This is a genomic window from Chitinophaga nivalis (genome assembly GCF_025989125.1).
In the GTDB taxonomy this organism is placed as follows: Bacteria; Bacteroidota; Bacteroidia; order Chitinophagales; family Chitinophagaceae; genus Chitinophaga; species Chitinophaga nivalis.
In genome coordinates, this window is the sequence record NZ_JAPDNR010000001.1 from 6,156,891 (window position 1) to 6,181,633 (window position 24,743).

A 24,743-nucleotide genomic window follows, 5' to 3' on the forward strand; every position below is an offset into this window, starting at 1 on the left:
AAACAGGAAGCCCGGGTGTCTGGTGACCACTAATTATATTTCCTCATGATACAACAAGCTTCATCAGCAAAGCTTTCCCTTACACCGGCCCAGTTAGATATTTACCTGCACCAGCAACAACACCCGCACTCCCCTATGTATGTCATAGGCGGATATTACCAATTAAAAGGCCGGCTGGATCATGGTTTACTGGAAAAAATAATCCTTGATATTGTCAATCATGAACCTGCCTTCCGCACCAGACTGGATATCAACGGACCGGCGCCCTTACAATATGCCACTCCTGTCACTGCCACTGCGATTCCCCGCGCCGACTTCCGTGGTCAGCCCGATCCCCTGGCGGCAGCCATCGCATGGCTGAAAAAAGATTTTGGCATTCCTTTCGTGCTGACGGATCAACTCTATCATATCATCCTCGTGCAACTCGCCGACGACGATTGTCTGCTATACATTAAAACGCATCACCTCATTTTAGACGGATGGGGATTTTCCCTTTTCATACAACGGGTGGCGGCCGCCTATGAAGGCACTGCATCAGCAGTATCTCCCTTTCATTTTCATGATGCCGTACAGGCCATCCATGCACAGCAACAGGATACCGACAGCCTCCTGCAACAACAAACGTACTGGCAAAATAAATTCCGCTCGTTACCGGCTCCTTTATTAAGTCCGGCCGGAGATACCCCTGCCGGCAGCCTTGCCAGCACCCGGTATCAGCTGGAAATACCCTATGCGCAATACCAACCACTCATACAACTGGCAACCGACAACAAAGCCAGCGTATTTCATGTATTGCTGGGATTACTGTATGTGTACTTCACCCGTGCCTGCCAGACAGATGAACTGGTGATTGGCCTGCCGGTACACAACCGCACCAATGCCCGATTTAAAAAAGTACTGGGCCTGTTTGTCAGCACCTCTCCCGCCCGTTTTTCCTTTGGAACGGATCTTTCCTTCAACCGCCTTCTGCAGGAAATCAAACAGAATCAGAAACAGGACTACCGGTACCAGGGTTATTCCCTCGGACAGATACACCGCGATCTCCGGGCCTTTACCAAAATACGCGAACATCTCTTCGATGTAGCTTTTTCCTATGAACAATTCAATTACGATATTACGGCCGCCGGCATCGATAAGATAACACCCGTTACCTTCACCCACGAACACGATACCCAACCATTTAATCTTTTTGTCAGAGAATACCAACAGGGGATGCCTGTGTTATTTGACATACAACTGCACCAGCAATATTTCAACGAAGCCGCCGGCGACCTGGTGGCCGCACGACTGGCCCACCTCATTCAATATATACCGCTGCATGCAGATGTGCCCATCCGTCAGCTCGACTGGTTGCCACAGGCAGAGCAGCAACAACTCCTTACCATTAATCAACCACAGTTCCAGTTACCGGAAGTATATCCTTCTTTCCTGGCGGCTTTCCGCGACCGGGTACCGCAGTACAGCCACAAAACCGCCCTGATTGCCGGCGAACAGGCGATCACCTATCAACAGCTGCACGTACAGTCTGACCACATTGCCGCGTGGCTGATACAACAGGGCGCCGGAAAAGACATACCCATTGCCGTTTGTATGGACCGGTCCATACAACTGCTCCCTTTTCTGCTGGGCATCTGGAAAGCCGGCAGCGCCTATGTGCCACTCGATCCGGAATACCCGGAAGACCGCATCAGCGCCATCATTGAAAATGCTGGCTGTATGCTGGCCATTACCCAGGAAGATTACCGCGCTAAATTTGACAAGGCCGGTCTGCGCGCAGTTACACCGGCTATCATCGCACAAGCTACACAGACTGTTGGCCAGCTCCCGCTGCCCGCACCATCCGATCTGGCCTACATCATCTACACCTCCGGTTCTACCGGCACGCCTAAAGGGGTAGCGATCTCCCATGGCAGTGTGATCAACTTCCTGGAAGCCATGGCAGCAGCTCCCGGACTTACTACCCGGGATACCTTACTGGCGGTGACCACCATCAGCTTCGATATACATGTACTGGAATTATACTTACCATTACTCACCGGCGCTACCATCATACTGGCCAATGCCACCGATACCAGAGATGCTTTTGCCTTGCAGCAACTCCTGCAACAACACCATGTAACCACCATGCAGGCCACACCTGCCACCTGGAAAATGTTGTTCCTCGCCGGCTGGCAACCGGTTACGGCATTCAAGGCCCTTTGTGGCGGAGAAGCCTTACCACCGGCATTGCTACAGTCTTTCCGCCAATACCCATTGGTAGAACTGTGGAATATGTATGGGCCTACGGAAGCAACCGTGTGGGCATCTGCAGAAAAAATTGACCCTACCCAAAAAGATATTTCCATCGGCCGGCCGATCCGGCACGCCGCCTACTATGTGCTGGACCGTTTTCAATATCCGGCAGGATTTGCCTTGCCCGGAGAATTGTACATCGGCGGAAAATGCCTCGCCCGCGGCTATCACAGGCTACCGGAGAAAACTGCAGAAAGTTTTCTGTCGCTGCCCATCGCCGGGCAAATGATCCCCGTCTACAAAACCGGTGATCAGGTAGCTATCGGCAGCGATGGTAAACTCCGTTTCCAAAGCAGAACCGATGACCAGGTAAAAGTGCGGGGCTTCCGCATAGAACAGGGAGAGATTGAAGCCGTGATTATCACCCACCCTCACGTACAGGACTGTACGATAAAAGTGTGGCAGGATCAACAGGGCGAAAATTATCTGGCCGCCTATTACGTGGCCCGGCCGGATACCACCCCTGATGAAGCCCTGCTGGCCGCTTACCTGGCCACCAAACTACCGCGGTATATGATTCCCGCGGTATGGCAGCAACTGGCAGCCTTACCCCTTACCCCCAACGGCAAGGTGGATAAAAAAGCACTGCCCCGGCCGGACATTACCACCGATGACGGACAGTATACAGCGCCCGACAGTGTCGTTACCCAACAACTGGCCGATATATGGGCTACCCTTTTACAAACAGCTCCTATCAGCATCACGGCCGATTACTTTCAATTGGGTGGCAACTCCATTCTCAATATACAGCTGGTGAATATGGCACGTGCTGCCGGCTTACCACTGGCGCCATCCGATATTTTTACCTATAGCACCATCCGGGAGCTGGCCGCCGTACTTGATGGCAGGGTGACCACTGTTTCAGACACGCTCATTCCAACGGCGCCGGTGGCAGCACATTATCCGGCCTCGCCGGCACAGCAACGCCTCTTCATCCTGCAGCAGCTGGAAGGCGCCGCTACCGCCTATAACATGCCAGGCGCTTTTATACTGGAAGGGAAAGCAGACATTGCCCGCCTGGAACACGCCTGCCGGCAGCTGATACAACGACAGGAAAGTTTGCGTACAGCCTTCCACCTCGAAGGTGTTACCGTATACCAGCAGCTATCTGAACAGGTAGATTTCCGGATCAACCGGCTGACCGGCCAGGATACCGAAGCCAACATCCGGCAGCACTTCCAGGATTTCGTACAGCCGTTTCAGTTAACAAAGGCGCCGCTGTTACGTTGCAGTGTGGTATCGCTGGCAGCAGATAAAAGTCTGCTGATGCTGGATATGCATCATATTATTTCAGATGGCTTATCTACCACTATTTTCCTGGAGGAACTGTTTCGCCTATACGAAAATGAACCATTACCGGCCTTGCCGTTACAGTATAAAGATTATACCGTCTGGCAGCAAACACCTGCACAACAGACACAGATAAGTGCCTCTTCCGACTGGTGGTTACAACAAATGGAAGGTACCCTGCCGGTATTGCAGCTGCCGGCCGACTATCCCCGGCCGGCCCTGCAATCTTTTGAAGGCGCCCGGCACGACAGCAGCATACCGGCAACTATCAGCCAGCAACTCCGGCAACTGGCTACCGACCAGCAAACGACGCTGTATATGGTGTTGCTGGCCGCCTATCAGGTCCTGTTATCCAAATACAGCGGGCAGGAAGATATCATCACCGGCTCGCCGGTAGCGGGCAGGCCACATGCACACCTGCAACCGCTGATCGGTCTGTTTGTACACACGCTGCCGCTCCGGCATTTCCCGCAGAAACAAAAAACTTTCCGGGCATTTCTGGAAGAAGTGAAACAGACTACCCTGCAGGCATTCGACCATGCCGCCTATCCGGTGGAGTCATTATTGGAACAACTGAATATCCCCCGGGATGTGAGCAGGAATCCGCTTTTCGATACCCTGTTTGTATTGCAGCCACAGGAATTGCCGGCGATCACCACCTCCGGCTTTACGTTGCAGACCTATGAAACCGGTCATGCCAGCTCGAAATTTGACCTTACCCTGGAAGCCACTGCTACCACGGAAGACATCCGGTTACGTTTTGAATACGGCACCCGGCTGTTCAAGCCATCCACCATTGCCCGGATGGCGCGTCATTTCGAGCAACTGCTGCATGCTATTGTACAACAGCCGGATATCACCATCGGCGCGATGAACATGACTTCCGCAGCAGAAAGACAACACCTGCTGTATACGTTCAATCAGACACAAAAAGATTTTCCGGCAGATAAAACCCTGATACAAATCTTTGCAGCACAGGCAGCTGCTACCCCGCAGGCGATAGCCGTACGTTTCGGCACACAGCAACTGACCTATGCCGCCCTGAACGAACGAGCCAGTCAGCTGGCCGGCGTACTACGCGAAAAAGGCGTGCAGCGCAATACCATCGTAGCCATGTTTACGGACCGGTCGCTGGAAATGCCGGTGGGTATACTTGCCATTCAGAAAGCCGGCGGCGCCTATCTGCCGATTAGTCCGGAGTACCCGGCAGACCGTGTGCAATATATGCTGGAAGACAGTGGCGCCCGCGTGTTGCTGACCCAAACCAAACACTTGTCCGGCCTCAATTTTGACGGCACCTGCATAGACCTGGAAGATCCGCAGTATTACCAGGGCAGCGTTGCCGCCCTGCCTGAACAAGCCACTCCTACCGATGCTGCTTATGTGATATATACCTCTGGTTCTACCGGCAAGCCCAAAGGCGCCCTGATTGCCCACCGGGCTGCCGTGAACCGGATACAGTGGATGCAAAACCAATATCCGCTTACGCCACAGGATATCATCCTCCAGAAAACACCCTATACCTTTGACGTATCGGTATGGGAACTTTTCTGGTGGGCCTTTGCCGGCGCTTCGGTTTATTTCCTCGAGCCGGAAGGTGAAAAAGATCCGGCACTCATCATGGAAACAATTGCGCAGCAACAGATTACAGTGCTGCACTTTGTGCCTTCCATGCTCAATGTATCCCTGGAATATCTCCAGGCACACCCAGGCAGATGGCAGCTATCGTCCCTGCAGCGGGTGTTTGCCAGCGGAGAAGCCTTGCAGCCTAAACAGGTACATCTCTTCCGCGAATTGCTGTATAACACCTACGGATCTACGCTACATAACCTGTACGGCCCTACGGAGGCTGCTGTGGATGTTACCTGGTTCGACTGTATGACGGCGCCCGTTCATCATACCGTACCTATCGGCAAACCCATCGACAACATCCGTCTGTATATCCTGGATGAACAACAACAACTGCAACCGGAAGGTATTGCCGGTGAACTCTATATTTCAGGCGTGGGCGTAGGCATCGGTTACCTCAACCGGCCGGAGCTTACCCAGGAAAAATTCCTCGCCGATCCTTTCTTCCCCGGCGAACGGATGTACCGTACCGGCGACCTTACCCGCTGGATGGAAGACGGTAACATTGAATACCTGGGCCGTCTGGATCATCAGGTGAAGATCCGGGGCTTCCGCATTGAACCGGGCGAGATAGAACAGCAACTGCTCAAACATCCGCTGGTGAAAGAAGTATTGGTGATGGCCCGGGAAAACAAACAACGGGAGAAATACCTGTGTGCTTATCTGACCACCAGTGATACCATTACCGAAGATGCCCTGCGCGACCAGATTTTACTGGAGCTGCCGGATTATATGGTGCCCGCTGCCTTTGTGATGCTGGAACGGATGCCGCTGTCGCCCAACGGAAAAGCCGACCGCAAAGCCTTACCGGAACCAGACCTGCATGGCCTGCGGGATACTTTTTATGAAGCTCCGCAGACGCCTTTGGAACAAATGCTGGCCGACATCTGGGAAGAAGTACTGGGCATCACCGCCATCGGTGTCACGGATTCCTTTTTCCGGCTTGGCGGCGACTCCATCAAAGCCATACAGGTAGCTGCCAAAGCTGCCCGGCACGGTTTCGCCTGTACGATTAAAGATATTTTCCGGTATCCGGCGATCCGGCAGCTGGCACGCCAGCTCACCCGGGGAGATGCCCCTGGCCCGGCAGCCATCCGGCAGATACCGATTGCGCCACTACCGGTAGCACCGGCCATCCGACGTGCCATGCACCCCTCGTTTACGGTGCGTAAAGTGTACGACCTGTCGCCGATGCAGGCTGGCATGCTCTTTCATGCGACTGCCGATGAAACGTCCACGGCCTATGCCGATCAGGTGTTGTTTGATTTCGACATCCTGCCGGATATAGCCGCACTGGAAAAAAGCTATAACATCCTCATACAGCAGCACGAGATACTCCGTACCGTTTTTGTACATAAAGGGCTGGATGTGCCGCAACAGGTAGTATTGTGTCCACATACTCACGTGATCGCCTGTACGGATATCAGCCACCTGGATACCCCACAAAAAAAGGCCTTTACAGACCAATTACGGGCCGATGACCTGGCACATGGATATGACCTGACAGCCGGACCATTACATCGCCTGCATCTGGTTAAAACAAGCGATCATACCGCTACCCTGCTGTGCAGCTTCCACCACATCATCCTGGATGGCTGGAGTTTTTCGCTCCTGATGAGCCACCTGTTCAAAAACTACCTGGCCCTCACGGACGGGAAATACATCCTGTCGGCCTTACAGCCACAGTTTGACACCTACATCTCCTGGCTCGCCGGCAGAGATACTGCCGCCGCCGCGGACTTCTGGCAAACGTACCTGGCGGATGTGCATACCCGCACGTCGCCGGCGCAAAACCGGGAACCAGCGGCTACCTATAGCGTAGCCGAAGAAACATACATTCTGCCCGATACCCTTTGTCAGGCCTTACAACAAGTGGCCTCCCAACACGCAGTAACGCTCAACACCTTACTGCAGGCTATCTGGGGTATTTTGCTGCAACGGTACAATCATACGGACGATGCGGTATTCGGCGCCGTTACCTCCGGCAGGCCGTGGGAAATACCCGATATTGCCGGTATAGCCGGACTCTTTATCAACACCATACCTGTACGGGTAAAATGCAGCGGTGATACCTCTTTTATCGCCCTTGCCCAGCAACTGCAATCAGCGGCATTAACTGCCGGCACCTACAGTTACCTGCCATTGGCGGAGATACAGCAGTTAAGTCCGTTGAAACAGGAACTGATAGACCACATCCTGGTATTTGAAAACTTTCCGGTAGAACAGGAACTGTTACAACCCACCTCTCCGGATGGTGCACGGCTGAAAATAAACCGGGTAAAATTCTATGAGCAAACCAACTACCACCTGAACATCATTGTGGTACCGCAGGAAACGCTCACCATCCGCTTTAACTACAACAGCGAAGTATATACCCCCCAACAGATCCTGCAACTGGCCGCACAGCTGCAAACCGCACTCACCGCCGTAGCAGCGCAGCCCCGCCTCGCAGTACGGGAGATCCCCATCCTGTCACTAACGGATACGGCTCAACTGCAATCATTCAATGATACCCATTTTGATACCGGTGAGATAGCGACCATCCATGACCTGTTTGCCCGGCAGGCAGCACGCACGCCGGAAGCTACCGCCATTGTGCACCACCACGAAGCCGTTACGTATAGCCTGCTGCAACAGCAGGCAGACCGGATCGCCGCCTGGCTGCTGGCACACGGCACACAAACCGAAGATATCATTGGTATCATGGCGGAAAGATCCCCCCGTATGATAGCTGCCGTTCTCGGCGTATTAAAAGCCGGCGCCGCTATTGTACCCATCGATCCCGCTTATCCGGCAGACAGAATCCAGTATATCCTGGAAGACAGCGGCGCCAAAATGGTATTGCTGGATACTCTTCCGGATATGGATTTACCGGCAACACCTGTAACACTGCAAACCGCGCTGCAGGGCACCGATGGCCCCACCCAGCCTACCACGGCCGTGCGGGGCGACCACCTGTTATACGTCATCTATACTTCCGGCACCACCGGCAAACCCAAAGGTGTGATGCTGGAACACCGCAACCTGGTAAACCTCATTGTATACCAGCAAAAGGAAGATATTGCCGATTTCACCGGCAGGGTATTACAGTTTACCACTCTGTGCTTTGATGTATGTTACCAGGAAATTTTCAGTACCCTCTCTGGCGGCGGATGTTTATACATTGCAGACGAAGAACGGAAGAAAGAACCTGCCTGGCTGCTGGACTTCATTGGCACTCACCAGATCCCGACCGTATTCCTGCCTACTGCCTATCTTAAATTCCTGTTCGGACAGGCCGCCTTTGTACAACAGCTGCCCGCCTGTATCCGGCATATCATCACTGCCGGCGAACAACTGCTGGTATCAGATCTGTTGCGGCAGTATATCCGGACCACCGGCGTACAGGTACATAACCACTACGGTCCTTCTGAAACCCACGTGGCCACCACCTACATCCTCCACGCAGGCGATGCCCTGGAAGAAGTACCATCGATTGGCCGGCCCGTTGGCAACAACCGCATCTACATCTTCGATCAGCACCGGCAGTTGCAACCACCAGGTATGCCGGGAGAAATATACATTGCCGGCCGCAACGTAGGCCGGGGATATGTCGGTAATCCGACCCTTACCGACAGCAAGTTTGAAGCAGATCCTTTTGTCAGCGGCGAACGGATGTACCGTACCGGCGACCTGGGTAAATGGCTGCCCGATGGCAACATCGCCTACACAGGCAGAACCGACCACCAGGTAAAAATCCGCGGCTACCGCATCGAACCCGGAGAAATTGAAAACAGGTTATTAAATCATCCGGACATAGACCAGGCAGCAGTACTGGCACATAGCCATGCGCAAGGAGAAAAGTACTTAGTGGCTTATTATGCGGCTACGGCTCCTTTAGCACCAGCCGCTGTAAAAGCGTACCTGGCAGATACCCTGCCGGCATATATGGTGCCCGCATATTTCCTGCAGCTGGACCGCATTCCACTCACCAGCAACGGTAAAACCGACCGGAAAGCACTGCCCCTGCCAGCGGTACACACCGGTGAAGTCGCGGCCAAAACGGCCCCGGATACCCTCACTGCCATCCGGCTGGCCGACATCTGGAAAAATATCCTGCCTATTTCGCATCCGGGCATGGAAGACGACTTCTTTGAAACAGGCGGCCACTCCCTGAAAGCGTCGTTACTTACGGCCAATATCCAACGCGCCTTCCAGGTGACCGTACCCCTGAAAGAAATATTCCGTTTACGCACGCTCGGACAGCTGGCTGCTTACATTGATACCGCCGTAAAAACCACCTACACCCCGGTAACACCGGCGCCGGTATCGGCGTATTACCCGCTGTCTGCCGCCCAAAAGCGACTGTATATTCTCGATCAGTTTGAAGATAACAGTACCGCGTACAACATTCCGTTTGTAGCCAACGTCACCGGCTCCATTGATCCCGACCGGCTGGAACAGGCACTGCAGGCCCTGATACAACGGCATGCCGCACTACGTACTTCCTTTACCGTTATGAATGGTGAACCCGTACAAATAGTAGCCGATACCGCTACCTGTTCCCTGCAACGGCAAACCGTGGCAACAGCTGCGGTACACGATACGGCTACCGCATTTATCCGGCCTTTTGACCTGGGCGTTGCACCGCTGCTCCGCGCCAGTCTGCTGGAGCTGCCAGCGCAACAACAGGTGTTGTTACTGGACATCCATCATATCATTGCCGACGGCGTCACCCTGGAAGTACTGTTGAAAGAGCTACTGGCTTTGTATGAGGAAACCACCTTAGCACCACTTGCCATACAGTATACCGATTACGCCGTATGGCAACAATCACAGCAGGATTCTCCTCAGCTGCAGGAACAGGCAGCCTACTGGCAGCAACAATTTGGCGCGGCCAATGGCGGCATCCCTGCCCTGAGCCTCCCCGCAGATTATCCGCGACCGGCCATACAAAGTTTTGAAGGCGATGAAATGTTCTTTGAGCTACCGGCCGCACTCAGCAAAAGCCTGCAAATAGCTGCCGGACAACACCAGGCCACTACCTTCATGCTCACCTTCGCCGCCTACAGCATCCTGCTGGCAAAGTATGCCGGACAAGAAGACATTGCCGTAGGCACGCCCGTTGCCGGCAGAACCCATGCCGACCTCGAAAACATCATCGGCCTGTTCGTCAACACCATCGTGTTGCGTAATCAGCCTACCGGTGATATATCTTTCCGGACATTCCTGCAACAGGTGAAGGACAACCTGCTGCACGCCGCCGCCAACCAGGACTATCAGTTCGAAGCCTTGCTGGACAGCCTCGCCATTAAGCGCGACCTGAGCAGAAATCCGCTGTTTGATACCATGTTCTCCTATCAGCACATTGGTACACTGCCCCTGCAAACACCTCACTTCTCCCTGCAACCTTATGAACTGCAGGCCAATACCGCTAAGTTCGACCTGGCTTTCAGTGTCAACGAACATGCCGGCAACAGCAGGCTGGCCGTCAATTACAGCACCCGCCTGTTTAAACCGGATACCATCCGGCGCATGGGCATGCACTATCAGCATATACTCCGTTGTATCCTGGAACAACCGGATATACTGCTCCGCGATATTCCACTGGCTACGCCTGCGGAAGTAACAGAGATCCTTACCCGCTTCAATGACACGGCGATGGAATACCCGCGTGAACTGACCATTCAACGGGCATTTGAACAGGTAGCCGCCACGCAGCCGGAAGCAGTAGCTGTCGTATACAATGATACCACCCTCACCTACCGCGAACTGAATGAACAGGCCAATCAACTTGCCCGGATACTGCAGGAAAAAGGTGCCGGACCGGATCAGCTCATCGGATTGATGATGGAGCGTTCGGCCAATATGATTGTAACGCTCATGGCTATACTAAAATCAGGCGCTGCCTATGTACCACTGGTACCGGAGCTACCAGATGATCGTATCCTGGCCATGTTGCGCGATGCGGCCGTAAAACTGGTGGTAACCACCACAACAGCCATACAGGGCCACCAGCCGGATTATCTCCGGGAACATACCGGCTGTACATTCGTACTACCGGAAACACTGACGACCACCCTGCAGCAACAAAGCGTACAGAATACCTCGACCGCTACTACGCCACAACACCTCGCGTATGTGATCTACACCTCCGGTTCTACCGGCATTCCCAAAGGCGTGCAGATCGAACATCAGGGGGTGATCAACCTCGCTACCTGGTTTAACCGCCAGCATGACCTGCGTACGCATAACCGGGTGTTGCAGATGACCAGTATCGGCTTCGACGTATCGGTGGAAGAAATCATCATACCCTTACTCGGTGGCGCCGGTGTCTACATTATTCCAACGGAAGTAAAAATGGATAAAGCTGCTTTCACAGCCTTCATCCAACAACACCGCATCAACGTGGCTGAAATAGTACCCACGTTACTCCAGGATTACATAGTAGACAATGAACCGATGGAAAGTCTGCGGGTAATTATCACCGGTGCGGAGAAACTGGAAGAAACCCTGAAAGACAGCGTACTCGATAAAGGCTATACGCTATATAACATCTACGGCCCTACGGAAACAACGGTGAATGCCGCCGCCAAAAAATGCCGCCATGGCGATGATACCATCGGCGTTCCGATGGCCAATACCAGCGTTTATATACTGGATGCCGAAGATCGGCTGCAACCCGTAGGTATACCAGGAGAGCTATGCGTAGCCGGCGATTCGCTGGCCAGGGGTTACCTGAACAGTCCGGAATTAAACCAGCAGAAATTTGTGGCCGACCCGCTGGTACCAGGCCGTAAAATGTACCGTACCGGCGACCTCGCCTGCTGGACACCTGCCGGCGAAATCAAATTCCTGGGCAGGATCGATCAACAGGTTAAAATCAGGGGCTACCGGATAGAACCCGGTGAAATTGCGGCCCTCATGAGTGTCATGCCGGATATGAAAGATGTATTCGTCATGGACAGAACCGACAAACAGGGAGAGAAATACCTCTGCGCTTACTTTACGGCAGAACAACCGTATACCGCAACGGATATCAGAAGCCGGCTATCTGTACACCTGCCGGACTATATGATCCCTTCCTATTTTGTACAGCTGGAAAAAATGCCGGTGACGCCGAATGGTAAAACAGACCGGAAAGCATTACCGGAACCCGATAAAACCCTGCATGGCAGTACGCCCTATGTAGCACCGATGAATGATACCGAACAGCAACTCGTGACTATATGGGAATCTGTATTGGGTAATGCACCCATCGGCACACAGGATAATTTCTTTGAAGCAGGCGGCCATTCGCTGAAAGCCGTAGCCGTTACCGGCAAAATCAATCAGCTGTTTCAAACCGATCTGTCGCTCACCGATATTTTCAAATCACCCACCATACAGACGCTGGCTGTGGCAGTTACCGAAGCCTTACATCAACATCGTACGGCAGACAAACACCTGGCGCTGCTCTCGTCGCTCCGGCCCCAACACCTGTTTATGTTCCCGCCGGCGATGGGTCAGGGCCTGGCTTACAGTAAGCTGTCTGATCTGGTTACTACCCACTCGCTGTATAGTTTCAACTACATCCATGATGATAACCGGATCAACATCTACATAGAACTGATGGAAAAAATGCAGCCACAGGGACCTTACCTGTTACTGGGTTATTCTGCCGGTGGCAATCTGGCCTTTGAAGTAGCCAAGGCACTGGTGGCAAAAGGGCATACGGTGTCTGATCTCATCATGATTGATGTGATTCGCCGGGTAGAAAAACTGGGCAGTCAGGGTGAAGATAAAGCGACCATTAAAACGGCGTTGTTACAGGCACTCGCACAGAATGACCTGAACGATGACCATTCCGGCTACATTGATCAGTTGGTAGAAGACACCTACCGTTTCACAGCTTATGTAGATGAGTTGATCAATGAGGGTAGTGTACCGGCCAATCTTCATCTCATTAAAGCGGCAGAAGAAAAATCGTATTACTGGGAAGGCGCGGTGGAAGGAACTATCCAAGCCTATGAAGGCAAAGGCGAGCACATTGCCATGCTGGGGCCACAGGAAAATTTAGTACACAACGCGGCCATTATCAATCATATCCTGGCTGATATAGGCAACAACTAAAAACACCTTTTATAGGTTGTATCGTTCATCTTTATAAAGATGAACGATACAACCTATACTTTTTTATTGTACACTCAATGTGGGATTTTTCTTTTGCTGAAAGGGTTTCAATACCCATCTGGCCACCCGTTTGTACACGACGGCAAACAGATAACTAATGAGAAATGCCGTGATCCACATCACCGGATAAAACAGCCACTCATGAAAAGTCAGTGGTATTTTTTTGAAGAGAATTTCCAGCTCCACCAGGAACCAGGCATGAATCAGGTATATCTCCAGCGAATAATAACCAATACGGGAAAAGAAATGGGTGACCACATTCTGCCGGTTTAAAATATAGACCGCCAGCTTATATACGAACAGGATTTCCGCGGTCGTATAAAACGGATCTATTAAGTCGGTAAAATAAAAATAAGAACGGGGTATCTTGTAATAATTAAACTCCAGCATACCGGTATAGACGGGATACATCCTGATGGCATTTAATGCCAGTATGAGCAGGAGTAAGGTCCATGGACGCAAATACGGGAAAGAAAGAATTTTGTCTTTATAATCCAGAAACAGAAAGCCGCCGGTGAACCAAAAAAGATGGCTTAAACATAATGGCATAAAAAAGCCACCATCTCCTATACGGCCCATTAATACATCACCGGTATATATCCATAGCAGCTGAATAACAAAAGCAGCCACTATAAATTTCCCTTTGTATCGGTTGTACAAATGTACCAGCACGGGATAAAACAGGTAAAACTGGAACAGCAACCCAAAATACCACAAATGATAAGAGGCGCCACCCAGGGCCAGTTGCAGGAAGAAATCCCCGATCCCCATTTGTATCCCCTCTCCTTTCATCAGGTGAGGCAGCTGCGCGATAACCATATAAAACAGGGAGAACAAAAAGTAGATCGGAAAAATGCGGCGGATTCTTTTTTTATAAAAATCCCACAAATTGTCTTTTGTCACATGAGGATGATTGTTGTAAAGTACCAACCCACTGATAAAGAGAAAGGTAGGTACTGCAAACCAGTTAAGGTGATCGATATAGGCCAGTACCCGTTGCATGGTGTTAACATGGGGAACTGTAGCAGGAATATCCACGAACCAGGCGGTAACGTGAATGGTAATAACCGCCAGTGCGGCGATCGCTCTCAGGATGTCGAGCTCGGCTACCCGTACGTTTTTCATAATGGATGCTATATTTTGAGTATTATAAGGTAAGCATTCTAACATTCATTTTCAATAGTGCGTACCTGTTTTAACCATAATGGTACAAGGGCCGCATACCTGCAGCCCCTGTACCCATCTGTTTAAAGTGCGTCAGCTTATCCAGTCAGCCCGGTACGCAGTGAGCATGATTATATTTTGAAATTAGGGCCGGCCGTGGTGCCATCCTCCAATCCGGAAGGCGTTTGCATCAGCTTCCGTGCCAGTAAGGATAAATTATACATGGTACCTACGGCTTCGGTCAGGAACTCCGGCTCACCGTTGAATACCCGGTGTAAGCCATTGACCATTGCGATATAGGCTTCTGTAAACTGGTTGGCCAGGGTACTGGCCACACTACCTGGTTTGTATTTAAAAGGATCCGGGTTGTCGGCCATCGGCCACACGCCATCCGGATCAAAAGGAATTTTGGCGCCGGTATAGGAAAACTCTGTGCCGTTCCTCACCAGGTGTGCACCATGTACAATTTCTGCAAACTTGTAATAGTGTGCCAGCTCTCCGTCTCCACTACCTGGATCTGTAACGGAGGTACCTTCGCCCTGGTCTTTAATCTGCTCGATGGCCTTCAGGGCATCCTGCAGATTATTAATCACCAATAACTGACCAGGCCCACTCCAATCCTTCACCTGTTTATTTGCATGGCCAAAGGTGAGTTTTCCGGCATTATGCAAAGCGGTCAGCGCTTTCTTGATTTCATCATAGAACCAGCCTATCGTATACAGGTTATGCGTTTCCTCCCAGTTGGGATTGCGGGCGCGGTATTTGGTTTTAATAATTTCTTCCGGCTCTTCTATCTCCATAAACACATCGCGGATATGTTCGATAGAGCAACGGCGTATTTGTAGCGTTAATCCGGCACGTAATCCGCCGGGCAAAGCCGCGGGGTAATCAGGTATAAAGGCCGGGTTTTTCAAATCAGGATTGCCGCCTATAGCAATTAACAGGTTTGCCACCAATGCCATGTGCAACATTTCTTCCATCACGATACTTCTGATCAGGGAAGCTACTTCCACGTTGTAGCCTGGTTTGATACTATATAAAGCAGCCAGGTAAGGTGGAATGGTAGCATGTTCCAGCATAATGGCTATTTGTAATACCTGCTTCAACTGTGCCACCGTATCAATCTTCATGTAGAGCGGATTCTCCAGCCACTTACGGATCATCGTGAGTTTGGGGCCGGACAGGTCCCTTGTCACCGGCATATAATTGGGACTGGTGATGGGCAGCCGGAATACATTTTTGATGATGTGCAACCGTTCCAGCACCTCCGCATAATTAGAGAGATCCACAATAGGTTTCATCACCGGATACAGGTTGGCATACTGCTGAAAGATCGGTTGTACATGCTCTATCCAGGTAGGTGTTTCGGGCACCGTATAACCGGAGTATATTCTCACCGAAACCGTTCTGGGGTTGCCCGCCAGGGCGGCAGAAACACTGGCCGACCAGCAGGAAAGCCGGTAAGACTGGCCATCCATAAAAGGGCCACGCGGCATACCGGGATCCGTTGCCTTTAAGGGGAGCGTTACGGTGCCATCTGCACCGGTCGTAAGCGTAGTGGGGAATTGAATAGCCGTGTCGGGGAATCCTTTTTTAAAAGATGGATCATGACTGACCTTAATCTTATAGTTGGGCAACGGTTTACCGAAAGCAGTGACATGCAATCTGGTACTTTGCTGCTCACCGGGATTCAGCCGGAAGATCGTCTGATCAGGCTGGAAGGCGATACCATCTTCCCGTTCTTTCAATACAATTGCTGTCAGGGAAGTACCTACCGTATTACGGATAACCAGGGGATTCTTACTGGCCAGCGCCAATCTATCTGCCACGAGCGGAATGGAGATGATGCCGGCCGTTTTTTCATACCAGCCCGTGGTTTTAAAAGCAGCTTCCCCCAGTAAGACCGGCGGCGCACCATCTAACGGTATCGCCTCCACGAAAAGTCCGCCTGCCCCGAAAAGTTCTCCGCCCGGTACTTCCGTAGGCAGACTATTTCCCAGATCCAGGTGTAACACGCCTTCATCGATCACAAAATACGCCGTGTTAAAATTCACCAGGCCGGCGAATACCTGCTGGAGTGTTCTGCCCGCGACAAAATGTACCGGTTCCTGCGGATGATAGGCGCCGATGGAGCCTACCAGTCTGCCAAAGGTAAAATCGGGGGACGTGGCATCACTCTGGAATCCGTCCAGGATAAATTTTATACTGAGTTTATCCGGCACCGCTCCTCCCGGATTGGCTGCCGCCAGTTCGCGCAGATAGCGGGACTCATTCTGGTGCTGCCAACGGCTGATGTGCAGCACACTCTGGTAAAAAGTACTGTTGGCGCGGTCGCCGACTGATTTCGTGTAGCGTATCCACGAATCATTAAAAACGGCCACTTCGAGGTTGCTGCTAAAACCGATGCCACTGGTTTCCCCCAGTACCACCTGCAGCCCCCATACTTCCGATAGTGCCTGGTCCGGATCCAGGTCGGCCATCTTGCCGCCGGTCTGGCTATCCGCGCCATTAATTGGCATGCCTATTACCGGATCCAGGGCCGGGTCTTCCGTGTAGGTACCATCCTTGTAGTAAACCCGCTGTACGCGGCAGCCATACAGCTTAAAAGCACCGCTACCACCGGAGTTCCAGGTAAACTGATGCATGTCCGGATTAAAAATGTTCAGGTTGTGAAAGGGCGGGATATTATTGGTAGTGGGGGCATCCGAAATAAACTTCCCGCCAAATACCAACCGTGGGACTTGTAAATAACTCATAATAGGTGTTTATATTGATGAAAAACTATTATACAGGAACACTTCGATTAACAAACGTTTAGGTTATAGCTACAGCAATAGATCAGGAATGCATGGAATTAAACTATAAACAGCAGGAATCATCGTATAATTGTCGCTTATACAATTATAACAAGATGAGCGTTTATGTTCTGTACAAAAGCGGACAGTGGTCACACATTTGCCTATACGAAACAGTTGTAACTGCCGGCTGTATTATACAATAATGAGTGCAGTTATATAAACCGTCACCCGGATTATATAGGGTATACAACAGCCCTTACCGTACGCAGGTACATGGGTACATTGCCGTATAGTTATAGCAGGTTCCATCCATTATTTCTTCTGTGGAAATGTATTTCAGTCGGTTATTCAAAGTAGTGGTATCAGACAAAACCCGCATGGTTCAAAGCATGGCATATAACGATATCTTACTAAACCCGGAAACACTTCTTATTTTTTTGGGGGACAGGCAATCAATGCTTTATTACAACAGCAAGCAGGATTGCGTTACATTATTCAATGGAATTTCATTGGTTAATAAATTGCCTTCATCTCTGAGGCGGTTATTTCGAAGGTATTTTCAGTAGCGGCTATTTATTTTTTCGCCTAAAGTTGATCGTACGTACTTAAGTCAGTCAGCTGTTTTTTTGGGTGTGTGAAACCGTAATGAAGATACATAAAAAACAATAACTTCTCTACATATTTTTCCCTTGTTTCATAAATTTATATGGCTGCTTTTTTCTGCATTATTAATAGGGCAAGCTGATACAATTCGGTATTTTATGAGACGCTTTCACCGGTTGTACCAACTGCCCTCATTATCTTACACCTTTGCCAGGTATCATTTTCAAATAAATCAGCCCTTATTTATCAGGTCCCCCATCACCTGATTTATATTCCGTTACAATACACTTTTGGCCATCAATTCCGTTTCCAATGCTTCAAACAGCGCATGAATATTATCCAGGCCAAAGCCTTCGTAATTATTTACCCGCTGTACGATTTCATAGAAGAAGGTAGCCCGGTCACCAATAGGCGCAGTAAAAATCTGGAACAGCAATGCACCATCCAGCACATCACACAGCACACCATGCTTCTCCAGTAACGTTGTATCCAGATCCGGATATTTCCGGCGCAGCTTCTCATAATATACCTCCGGGTATTTTGTAAACCGGACGCCATTGGCACGGAGTACTTCCACCGATCTGAAAATATTGCTGGATTCAAAGGCGATATGCTGGATGCCTGCGCCATAATGCTGGTCAATAAACGTTGACACCTGCGATTTCACGCCATGATCCGGTTCTACCAGTACGTTATTGATCTGTTTATTTTCCGATTGCAATACTTTCAGCAACATCCCGATTTTCTTCTCTTTTTCTTTTCCTTTCTTTCGTTCATCGAACTGAGATACTGTTTTGGAGAAGAAGATGTTGTTGAAATAATTTTCCCACAGATTCATTTCACTCAAACGCAGGGCACAGGCAATGTGATCAATCCGTTCCAGTGCGGAGTCTTCCCCGGGCCAATCCCAGTCTTCTTCCACGTTAATGTATCCGGGCATAAAATCACCGCTGTAGTTATCATAATTGATCAGTACAATTTCATTGTCATCAAATATTTTGAGTGATGCATATTCTACCGATCCTAACTCATCTTCCAACGTAACCGGATTTTGTAGTGGTATACCACCGTTTTTAATGGCGAGTGAAAAATGTTCCTGCACGCTATCCACTTTTACAGCAATCCGCTTAATACCGTTACCATGCAGATCTACAAAGGATACGATCTTATAGGAACTGGGCTGAGAAGCAGAAGTGATAACGAGTTTGATATCATTTTTCACCAGATAGTAGGAGCATTTATCCGGCGTTCCTGTTTCCGGACCACAATAGGCAATCACTTTATAACCTAATGCTTTCACGTGCCAGTAAACTACCATTTTTGCCATTCCTACATAATACTCGATGTAGTCATATTCCATTTTTAAGAAATCAGAAGAGACAATATTATTCAGATGTTCCATGGTCTTTCTTTTTTGGGTTAATGATTAATTTCCATCAATAATGCATATCTGTTTATATAAAAAAGGGTGAACTAATGCGCTGCCTGTAATTTGAATTGCAAGAAGGCCGCGAGGCGGCTGATACCGGTTTTGATCTGTTCAGCAGATACATTGCTGAAGGCCAGCCGGAGCTCCTTATCCCCTCCTTCTCCCAAATAAAAAAAAGACATGGGCGTAAAAATCACCTGGTACTTTTCTGCGCAATGAATCACATCTTCCTTTGTAATATGGAAAGGGGTATGAATGGTAATAAAAAATCCGCCGCCGGGTATGTTCCAGGTAATAGCCTGATCAGCCGGGAACAGGTCCGGATGCAGGTATTCCGATAACGCCGCCAGCAACTGCGTTCTTTTTTGTTTCAGGTCCGCTACTTTTTCCCGGTTCACGGCTTTCAGCGAATAGTTCTCCCGGATCAGCAACCCGGCAAAAACAGCCTGATTAATCGTAGAGGTATTCACCGTTGTATAGCCTTTTGTTTTGGCCAGCAGGTCGCTCAACGCTGTTGCTTTTCCATCCAGCTCTATCTGCTGATCTGCCACAATAGCCGCCAGCCTTAAAGCGGGATATAATGTTTTGGCAAAAGAGCGCAGGTAAATCACCCGCTTATTGATATCTATTGCTTTAATAGGCAATAGTTCCACACCATCATAATTGAATTCTCCGTAGGCATTGTCTTCCAGGATGTAAAAATCATACTGGTCTGCCAGCTGTAACAGCCGGCGTCTGTTTTCTCCCGGCATGGAATTACCGGTCGGGTTCTGGTAATCCGGAATGACATATACCAGTTTCACCTTTCTCCCCTGCTCACGGTAACGGATAATCGTTTTTTCCACGCCATCCAGATCGATCCCATTTTCCCCCACCTGTACGGGGGCCAGCTGATAACCGGCAATAATGGAAAAATGCGTAATACCCACATAAGTAGGATCTTCCACGATGATTACATCCTGTTCCCGGTCGCACAGCGTGAGCGCTACCAACGCCACCGCTTCCTGCGTGCCCACCGTTATCAGGATGTCTTCCGGGTTTGCTTTAATTTGTTCGTCCTGTTCCAGGTATTTCGCGACGGCCGCATTAATCACGCCTTTGGCACGATTATATTGCCCCAGGCCACCAATAACTGCCTGGCGCTCCTTTTTACCGGCAACCACCTCTTCTTCTACAAACCGGTTAAAGTGATCAGCAAATTCTTCCAGGCCAAAATACTGTTCATTGGGGCGCCCGGATGCGAAGGAAACAGCAGCGGGATAACGCAATTGAATTTCATTCAGAAATCCCATGACATCTTCTCCCAGCTCTTTCAATAAAGGATTAATGGCGTTAAAATCTTGTCCGATATTTATGGCGGCGTTGTACGACATAGTACATTTGTTTTCAGGATTATCAATTGTTTCCTATTCATTATTCCGGTTTAACGCAAAGGGTTAAACGTTTTACGGGGCGCCTGGCGGCTCTTACCCAGGTAACTGATCAGCATTTCCAGGGCATGCTGATAACCACTACCCAAATCTGTCAGTGCGGTGGCGGTCAGCCGGCCGGATAGCTGAAAACAGAGTTGTCCTTCTCTGATAAAGCCATGTATATCCAGGATAAAATAGTGCCGGTTCTTTTCTGCTACCGGCAGGCCGGCGGCTTCCGATGTCACCTGCCAGGCACTCATACCTCTACCGGTCAGCTTTTCGCGGGAACCGGTGTATTTAAAGCGTATCATAGGTAGCTCCTGACCGGTATAGCCATATAATATCCCATATCCCATCCCGTTGGCAGGTATTTGCTGCAGGGATGTTTTCACGGCTTCAATCACAGCGCCGATGTCTGTTTTATTACCCGTAGGTAACAACACCGGATATAGCCGGCCGAAATTACCGGTCGTGCGGGATACATCGGTATCCGGCCAGCCGGTTTCGCGTACATAATCTTCCAGCAGCACACAATGATCCCCATCGCCCAGGAAACCGGAAACAGTGATGCCCAGGGCACTCAACAGCAAATCCCGGATTCCTGTATGTAATACGTCATGAATACTTCCCAGCAATAATGCGGTCCGGTCTTTATCCAGGGTAAAGGAAATCTCCCGCGGGCGTTTGGTGGCATTCGCCTGTAACAGCGCATTTCCTACGGCAATGTGAGCGGGCGTTGCCGCCCAGTAATGCCGTTCATCCGATATATTACCTGTGGCAGCTGCATAGGCGCCTGCTGCGTTTATCCATTGCCGGTAGCTTTCACCTTTGGGCCCTAATATCGCTGCGGCGGGTATTTTATTCAACTCTCCCGGTAGTACCCGACCTTCCCGTATGCCCGTCAGCCAGTGCTGATATACCTGCTGCAGATCAGACAATACCAGGCCGGCGCTGGCTTCATCCATGATCAACCGGTGACAGGCAAAAAACAGGCGCGCACGGCCATGGCTATATCCATCGATGTACCCGAAGGTAAAAAGTGGTCCTCTGGTCAGGTTAAACCGTTGCTGCCAGTTGGTCAGTGTATTTCCCAGCGCGGCGGCGGCGGCCGGCTTGCGAACATTGGCCACCTGCAGCGGTACTGTTTCAAATGACTGATAATATTGCTGATACGCCCCTTCGCGCTTTTCATAACAAAGCCGCAAAGCATCATGATAATATAGCAGCTGCCGGATACTGCCTTCCAGTATCTCTTTATCCAGCAAGGGTACATCCACCATGAAAGCGTGATTATAGTGATGCGGCGCCAGGTGGATACCTTCGTCTAACTGGTGAAAAAACCAGGATTGCCATGGCGACAGCGGACAGTTACCTGTTATGGCATCCGTCTCCATGGCAGGCTGTTCACTTTCCAGCATACCATACCGACTCACCTGCGCCGATATCCCGGGAAAACCGGCATCATAATGCTCCTGATAATATTGTTCCAATGCCGCTGTAAACTGTTCAAAGCCGATCTCGTCTATCAGCACCGGTGACAGTATATAAATAACACGATACCGGTTATCATCCAGTCTGATGGCATAAAACCGGGTCAACAGGTCATGTTCCAGGTCAAAAGCCTGCGTTTTCAGGCGTTGTATTTCCGTTTCTGCCAGCGGGGTGGCATAGTAGTTCAACAGCCATTCCTCTTCGCTTAATGCCCGTCTTTTTACCCAATGCAGCAACCCGGCTTCCCGTAGCACATTACAATTCACCCCGCCACTGTCATTGATCAACCGTATTAAGGCACTGTTCAAGGCGGCTATATGCAACGGACCGGTGATCAGCTGATCCCACACAATATGTTCGTCACTACGCAGCGGATGCTGTAACCACCTGTAAAAAACAGCGCGCTGATAAGCGGAAAGTGTTGCTTCAGTATATAAAGAGCCTTTACTGATGGTCGTTATAGACTTGCTTTTGATTTCCATATTTAAATATTTTTAGTGATTTACCTGTCCGGTATACCAGTACCATCGCTATGTACGGTATACCACCAGGCACAATATTCCCCCTGTTCTATTCGCTGGTAATAGAAGCGTTTAATGAAAAGCGGGCACAATAAAGAATCTTGCGATGTATCCGTTTCCGGCGCCAGGAAATCTCCCGCACCGACACCGGTTATCATCTCCTTACAGATGAATTACCCTATGGCTAAAACACCTGATAAACACAGATTTTTTTTATAAAGGATCATGAAAGGGTAAATAAAAACAGTACATAAAGCAATGTGTTTCACAAGCATCTTAAATGGTTTCGTATATCAGTAGTTGGCAAACCATCTCCTACACTACAGCAGAAAAGGGCACAACAACAAATTCAATCATTGGACATACTTAAACGCTGACATTCCACTCAAAAACTGCAATACGAAGCATAGCTATATCCGATAAAGCCATCATTTATTTCATACAATCCGGCAGCATCTCTTATTAGCTATATCATCGATGCTAAATACGCAATAGGACTCATTTCCTGAAACCAAAAGTGTTATATTAACTATACAGACAGTTTATCATTTATCCGGTAACTAACATCATCACTGGGGTCAATGACAAAACAAATGTAGTCGCCAATCATGAAATCCTTCTGCAGGATCAGATCACACACCCAAACCAGACCTATATACACTTAAAAAAACATAAATCCACTAACCTAATAGTAAGCACACCTTACCACGACACCCAACCAAACAGAATATAATACCACAGCCACTATAAGGCGAAATATATCATCCCGTAAAACAGATACATCCATCCTGAAAAAAATATCCTGTTCAAAAATAGCAAATCACCAACAGACAGATTCAACACTTTGATCGATCCAATCAGATCAACTATCGATTCTATTTCTTTTTTTAATTTACTGCTCAAATCCTCCTTCTATCGCTTTAAAAAGATGAAAAAAAATATTTTTATTCTTACCAAGCCGCTTATATTCTATGTTATAACTTAAAAAATACTTCAATAAAAAAATGCCAAAAACAGCCATGGTTAAAGCTTCCATCCACGCTTCCCTTTTTCATTATTATCTGCATAAGATCTTATATAGCACAAATAAATGACGCACAACCGACTTACACGCATTAACAGATAAATTCAGTACACTGATCGATTATTTTACAACAGTTATCGAAACCTGTCCTTATTGGCCCGCCGTCAGCTACTGTTTATCAGATGACAGGTATTGGCGCGCGCAGACAAACACCAACAGCACCCACCGCAAACGCGCTACCAACAAACATCTGCAACATCGTACCTATCATACAATTAACCACATCACAGTTATGATCACGTACCCATTGACAGATGAAATAAGTGTATTGACAGATTTCTTCCATACATCCATGGTCATTTTTTATGCAACGGATACATTAAACTGTCATATATACACGTATTACACCAACCACACAGCATCCCTCTTCGGGGTAACACCAAAGACAGCTGATTATATTTTTCTTTCCTACAATTTAAAAGACAAATACGGTACATTAACCGATTCAATCATGACAACCGTCGGTATAACATACGATCTTCTCACCGACTCCCTTATCGGAACCAGGTAATACCTGCATATATCTATCCGTTGACTATAACTGTTTTTTTTGCGGAGAAGACTGATACCTGTACATCACACACAACTTCCTGTCGGGTGCCTTTCCGTCAACAGTATGCTCATTATTTGCTGATCCGTATGAATAACATCTCCTGTGCCTTGTCTGCAGTAACGCATCACGTACAGCCAGCAGCCTGTTATACCGCAACTGGCAAACCATATGTTCACTTCTCCCAGGCAGCCATTGAAACAGGCCGATAAAAAACATAACAGGAAAAACAACCGCATCTGCAATAGCGGCCGGCACAATGTTATCATAGTGCAGTATTAACAGGATTAATAAATGATGGTTTCCTTATATCCTACGAAATCAAACAA

6 protein-coding genes are annotated in these 24,743 nt (G+C 49.5%); 1 reads left to right on the forward strand and 5 read right to left on the reverse strand.

Features of this window, described 5'->3' with window-relative positions:
• Window positions 1-45 precede the first annotated feature (45 nt).
• A complete protein-coding gene (locus OL444_RS23100) occupies window positions 46-13,302 on the forward strand; it encodes a non-ribosomal peptide synthetase (protein WP_264729474.1) in 13,257 nt (4,418 codons plus the stop codon).
• Window positions 13,303-13,365: 63 nt separating this feature from the next.
• Here OL444_RS23100 and OL444_RS23105 read toward each other — a convergent pair whose 3' ends face one another.
• From OL444_RS23105 to OL444_RS23125, 5 genes are all read right to left on the reverse strand, one after another.
• Entirely contained in the window at window positions 13,366-14,487 is a 1,122-nt protein-coding gene (locus OL444_RS23105; protein WP_264729473.1) for an acyltransferase, read from the reverse strand.
• 170 nt (window positions 14,488-14,657) lie between these two features.
• On the reverse strand, window positions 14,658-17,282 hold the full coding sequence (locus tag OL444_RS23110; RefSeq protein ID WP_264729472.1) for a ferritin-like domain-containing protein: 2,625 nt from the start codon (window positions 17,280-17,282) through the stop codon (window positions 14,658-14,660).
• Between the two features lie 922 nt (window positions 17,283-18,204).
• On the reverse strand, window positions 18,205-19,329 hold the full coding sequence (locus OL444_RS23115) for a 4-hydroxyphenylpyruvate dioxygenase family protein (protein WP_264729471.1): 1,125 nt from the start codon (window positions 19,327-19,329) through the stop codon (window positions 18,205-18,207).
• Between the two features lie 71 nt (window positions 19,330-19,400).
• The gene (locus tag OL444_RS23120; protein ID WP_264729470.1) at window positions 19,401-20,729 is read right to left on the reverse strand and encodes an aminotransferase-like domain-containing protein; all 1,329 of its coding nucleotides are present in this window, start codon (window positions 20,727-20,729) and stop codon (window positions 19,401-19,403) included.
• Between the two features lie 50 nt (window positions 20,730-20,779).
• Window positions 20,780-22,741, reverse strand: coding sequence for a condensation domain-containing protein (locus tag OL444_RS23125; protein ID WP_264729469.1), 1,962 nt, complete (start codon window positions 22,739-22,741; stop codon window positions 20,780-20,782).
• Window positions 22,742-24,743 lie beyond the last annotated feature (2,002 nt).

Coding starts and splice junctions, on each gene's coding strand:
- OL444_RS23115 (WP_264729471.1), bottom strand. CDS start 19,329: ATGGAACATCTGAATAATATTGTCTCTTCTGATTTCTTAAAAATGGAA.
- OL444_RS23125 (WP_264729469.1), bottom strand. CDS start 22,741: ATGGAAATCAAAAGCAAGTCTATAACGACCATCAGTAAAGGCTCTTTA.
- OL444_RS23120 (WP_264729470.1), bottom strand. CDS start 20,729: ATGTCGTACAACGCCGCCATAAATATCGGACAAGATTTTAACGCCATT.
- OL444_RS23110 (WP_264729472.1), bottom strand. CDS start 17,282: ATGAGTTATTTACAAGTCCCACGGTTGGTATTTGGCGGGAAGTTTATT.
- OL444_RS23105 (WP_264729473.1), bottom strand. CDS start 14,487: ATGAAAAACGTACGGGTAGCCGAGCTCGACATCCTGAGAGCGATCGCC.
- OL444_RS23100 (WP_264729474.1), top strand. CDS start 46: ATGATACAACAAGCTTCATCAGCAAAGCTTTCCCTTACACCGGCCCAG.